Raw genomic sequence first — 4,661 nt, 5'->3', positions numbered from 1 at the left:
AAAGTCCAGCGGGAAATTTGGACGACGTCTTGAGGGTTTTGGTGGGGTTTGTTTCATGAATTGCGCCCATTAAAAAAATAATGGACATCATCTTTAATAACTTGATGGGGAATTAACAGACGGCGCTGGGCGTACGCTTACGGTGCTGTCGCTGCGCGCGATCGACAACCACAGCTACTACTGACCTGACTCGATGAGCAGGGCGACTACCAGAACTGGACCGGTTGCGGCAATACGCTGCGCCTGTGTCAGCCCATGGTGCGGGAATGGGTAATGACCTGTCTGCGTTTTTGGGTGAAGGAATGCCACGTGGACGGTTTCCGTTTCGACCTCGACAGCGTGCTGGGCCGGACGCCGGCGTTCAGCGCCGACGCGCCGCTGTTTGCCGCCATCAAAGCCGACCCGCTGCTCGGACGCTGCAAGCTTATCGCTGAGCCGTGGGATATTGGACCGGACGGTTATCAGGCTGGGCGTTTCCCGTCGCCGTTTGCCGAATGGAATGATCGCTTTCGCGATGATATGCGTCGCTTCTGGCTGCACGGGGATATTCGCCTGGGTCAATTCGCCCGCCGCTTCGCCGCCTCGGACGATCTGTTCCGCCAGCGCTCGCCGGCCGCCTCGGTGAACATGCTGACCGCCCATGACGGTTTCACCCTGCGCGATCTGGTGAGCTTCAACCACAAGCATAATCAGGCTAACGGTGAGGACAACCGCGACGGCGCCGGTGAGAACCACAGCTTTAATTACGGCCATGAGGGGCTAGACGCCACCGCTCAGGTGAATACCGATCGTGGCCAAAGCCAGCGGGCGCTGCTGACGACGCTGCTGCTGTCCCAGGGCACGCCGATGCTGTTGGCCGGCGATGAGCACGGCCATAGCCAGCAGGGCAATAACAACGCGTATTGCCAGGATAACGCCACTACCTGGCTGGACTGGGCGCAGGCAGACGAGGTGTTGACCGCGTTCACCGCCGGGCTCATCCGCCTGCGTCAATCGATTCCGGCGCTAAACGTCGATCGCTGGTGGGTGGAGGATTCGCCGGAGCAGGTTGAATGGCTCGATGAGCATGGCGCTCCGCTGTGCGCGGAACAATGGCAGCAGGGTGAAACGCGGCTGCAAATTCGTTTATCGCAACGTACGCTTTTTGTGATCAATGCCACGACAAGCCCCTGTGAAATCACCTTACCTGAAGGAAGGTGGCGGTTAACGGCGCCGTTTCAGCCGCTTATGTCAGCCCCTGCTGACCTTTTGCTATCGCTTGGTCCCCGCGCGGCATGCGTGCTGGAACAGGATTAACAGGAGTGGGCTATGGTGCGGTTTGCAAGCAGTGACCCGGTGATGCTGGCGCGCCAGTTGCCGATTCAATCCGTAGCGTTGATCCTGGCGGGCGGTCGCGGCTCGCGGCTAAAAGTGCTGACCGCCGAACGTGCCAAGCCCGCGGTACATTTCGGTGGTCAGTTCCGCATTATTGATTTTGCTTTATCCAATTGTCTGAATTCCGGCATCCGGCGCATCGGGGTAATTACCCAGTACCAATCCCATACGCTGGTATAGCATATCCAGCGCGGCTGGTCGTTCCTCAATGCCGAGATGAACGAATTTGTCGACCTGCTGCCCGCCCAGCAGCGGTTGGCAACCGAACACTGGTACCGCGGTACCGCCGACGCGGTGTCGCAAAATCTGGACATTATTCGCCGCTACCGCGCGCAATATCTGGTGATCCTGGCCGGCGATCATATCTACAAGATGGATTATTCACGGCTGCTTATCGATCACGTGGAGAAGGGCGCGCCCTGTACCGTCGCCTGTCTGCCGGTACCCCGCGTCGAGGCGCGTGATTTTGGCGTGTTGGCGGTGGATGCCGATTATCGCGTGGTGGATTTCGTGGAAAAATCGGCGGATCCGACGGTGATGCCGGGCCAGCCGGACAAGGCGCTTGCCAGCATGGGCATTTATGTCTTCGACGCGGACTACCTGTACCAGCGGCTGGAGGAGGATCGGCGCGATGACCGTTCCAGCCACGATTTCGGCAAGGATATTCTGCACCGGGTGACCGCCGATGGCGACGCCTGTGCGTTTACGCTCTCCTGCGTGAGGTCGGCCCAGTCCGGCCAAAGCACGCCCTATTGGCGCGATGTCGGCACGCTGGACGCCTACTGGCGCGCCAACGTGGATCTCGCTTCGGTCATGCCTGAGCTGAATATTTACGATCGCGAGTGGCCGATCCGCACGGCGATGCCGCCCGCCAAATTTACCCAAGATCGCGCCTGCCATTCCGGCGTGACGCTGAATTCACTGGTCTCCGGCGGCTGTATTTTGTCCGGGACCATCCTGAAACACTGCGTGCTGTTTCCGCGCGTCAGGATCCATTCCTTTTGCGAGCAGGAACAGGCGGTGCTGTTGCCTGACGTGATTGTCGGACGCTCCTACCGGCTGCGCCGATGCATTATCGATCGCGCCTGCCAGATCCCTGATGACATGATTATTGGCGAAGAGGCGGATTTGGACTGTCAACGCTTTCACCTTACGGAGGAAGGCATTGTGCTGGTCACCCGCGATACATTGGCAAAACTCAGTTAGGGAAGACCGCAAACGGTCACTAGAAAAGCACTAAGCCACAACAGGAGCGATGATGCAGGTTCTACATGTTTGTTCTGAATTGTTCCCCTTACTGAAAACCGGGGGACTGGCAGATGTGGTAGGGGCGCTCCCGCTGCGCAAATCGCAGAGGGCGATGATGTGCGGGTTCTCCTGCCTGCCTTTCCGGATTTGCGTAAAGGTGTTCCCGATAGCCGCGTGGTAAAAGAGTTTGACGCGCTGTCGCGCCACGGCGTACTGCTGTACGGCCGTTTTAACGGCGTTGGCATCTATCTGATTGATATCCCGGATCTGTACGATCGTCACGGCAGTCCCTATCACGACCAGGATCAGTTCGCCTATATGGATAACTATCTGCGTTTCGCGATCCTGGGCTGGGTGGGGGCGGAAATGGCCACCGGGCTGGATCCTGCCTGGCGCCCGGATATCGTACACGCCCACGACTGGCACGCCGGATTGACCTGCGCCTATCTGGCAGCGAAAGGCCGGCCGGCGAAATCGGTGTTCACCGTGCATAATCTGGCCTATCAGGGGTTGTTCTCCCCGCGCCACTTACCGGAACTCCAACTGCCGGATGACTTTTTCCAGACCTATGGTTTCGAGTTTTATGGTCAGATTTCCTATATGAAAGCCGGGCTTTTTTATGCCGATCATGTCACGACGGTCAGCCCCACTTACGCCCGGGAAATCACGCAGCCGGCCTACGGTTACGGCATGAAGGGGCTGCTGGCGTCCCTACAGACCCAAGGACAGTTGAGCGGTATATTAAACGGCGTCGATGATGCCATTTGGAACCCTACCCACGACGCCATGCTCGCCACCCGCTATAACCGCGATGTGCTGGAGGCGAAAGTCAACAATAAGCGCCACCTGCAAACCGCGATGGGGCTTACGGTGGATGAAAAGGTACCGCTGTTCGCGGTGGTCAGCCGGCTGACCAGCCAGAAAGGGCTGGATCTGGTGCAGGAAGTCCTGCCGGATTTGCTTGAGCAGGGCGGCCCGCTCACGCTGCTCGGCGCCGGCGACGCCACGCTGCAACAGGGCTTTTTGGCCGCGGCGGCGGAATATCCTAGCCAGGTGGGGGTGCAACTGGGATACCATGAGGCATTCTCGCACCGCATTATCGGCGGCTCGGACGTGTTGATGGTGCCGAGCCGCTTTGAGCCGTGCGGGCTCACACAGCTTTATGCGCTGAAATACGGCACCCTGCCGCTGGTGCGCCGTACCGGCGGGCTGGCGGATACCGTCACCGACAGTTCGCTGGAAAATCTGTCGGACGGCGTCGCCAGCGGTTTTGTGTTTGAAGATGCCACCGCCGCGGGCCTGCAGCGCGCTATMCGCCGCGCTTTTGTTTTGTGGTCACGGCCGTCGCTGTGGCGTTATTGTGCAGCGGCCGGCGATGGGACTGGATTTCAGCTGGCGCGTTGCCGCGAAAGCCTATCAGTCGTTGTATCAACGCCTTTAAGGTTCAACCAGGGGAAACACGGGCATGAATTCACCGTTTATCTATGCGTCACCCACCCTCAGCGTCGAGGCGCTTAAACACTCCATCTCCTATAAATTGATGTTCACCATCGGTAAAGATCCCGCCGTGGCGAACAAACACGAGTGGCTGAATGCCGTGCTGCTGGCGGTGCGCGATCGCATGGTGGAACGCTGGCTGCGATCCAACCGCGCCCAACTGTCGCAGGATGTGCGCCAGGTTTATTATCTGTCGATGGAATTTTTACTTGGCCGCACGCTCTCTAATGCGCTGCTGGCAATGGGAATTTATGGGGATACCCGGGTCACGCTGGATGAAATGGGGCTGGAACTGGACGATCTGCTTACCGAGGAGAACGATCCCGGCCTGGGCATGTAGCGATGTAAAATATTTTGGACTAATTTGCAGACAATTCTGGACTCATCTAAATTATAAAAAATGGCTATTTTGGACAGTCCAGAATTGTTTGCAAAAAAGGAAATCAGGCGAAATTACGAATGATCAACTCTCGCTTGTAATGGCGGTTGCTGCCCAATGAGTATTTTATGTCGACAACATCGATATGAAGATTTTTGAAGAT

The 4,661-nt window shown here is 57.8% G+C and carries 4 pseudogenes; all 4 read left to right on the top strand.

The window, feature by feature from the left end:
- Nucleotides 1-189: 189 nt before the first annotated feature.
- Nucleotides 190-1,296 (top strand): annotated as a pseudogene (locus ACMX3H_RS10245) (glycogen debranching enzyme); the annotation flags it as partial.
- 12 nt (nucleotides 1,297-1,308) lie between these two features.
- Nucleotides 1,309-2,580, top strand: a pseudogene (gene glgC / locus ACMX3H_RS10240) (glucose-1-phosphate adenylyltransferase).
- 52 nt (nucleotides 2,581-2,632) lie between these two features.
- Nucleotides 2,633-4,063: pseudogene (glgA, locus tag ACMX3H_RS10235) on the top strand (glycogen synthase GlgA).
- A 24-nt stretch (nucleotides 4,064-4,087) separates the two neighbouring features.
- Nucleotides 4,088-4,453: pseudogene (locus tag ACMX3H_RS10230) on the top strand (glycogen phosphorylase); the annotation flags it as partial.
- Between the last annotated feature and the right edge of the window lie 208 nt (nucleotides 4,454-4,661).

The sequence above is a fragment of the Sodalis sp. (in: enterobacteria) genome (assembly GCF_047607725.1).
Lineage (GTDB): Bacteria > Pseudomonadota > Gammaproteobacteria > Enterobacterales > Enterobacteriaceae > JBLKSS01.
Note: the sequence above shows the minus strand (reverse complement) of the source record. Positions and strands in the feature narration are given on the sequence as shown.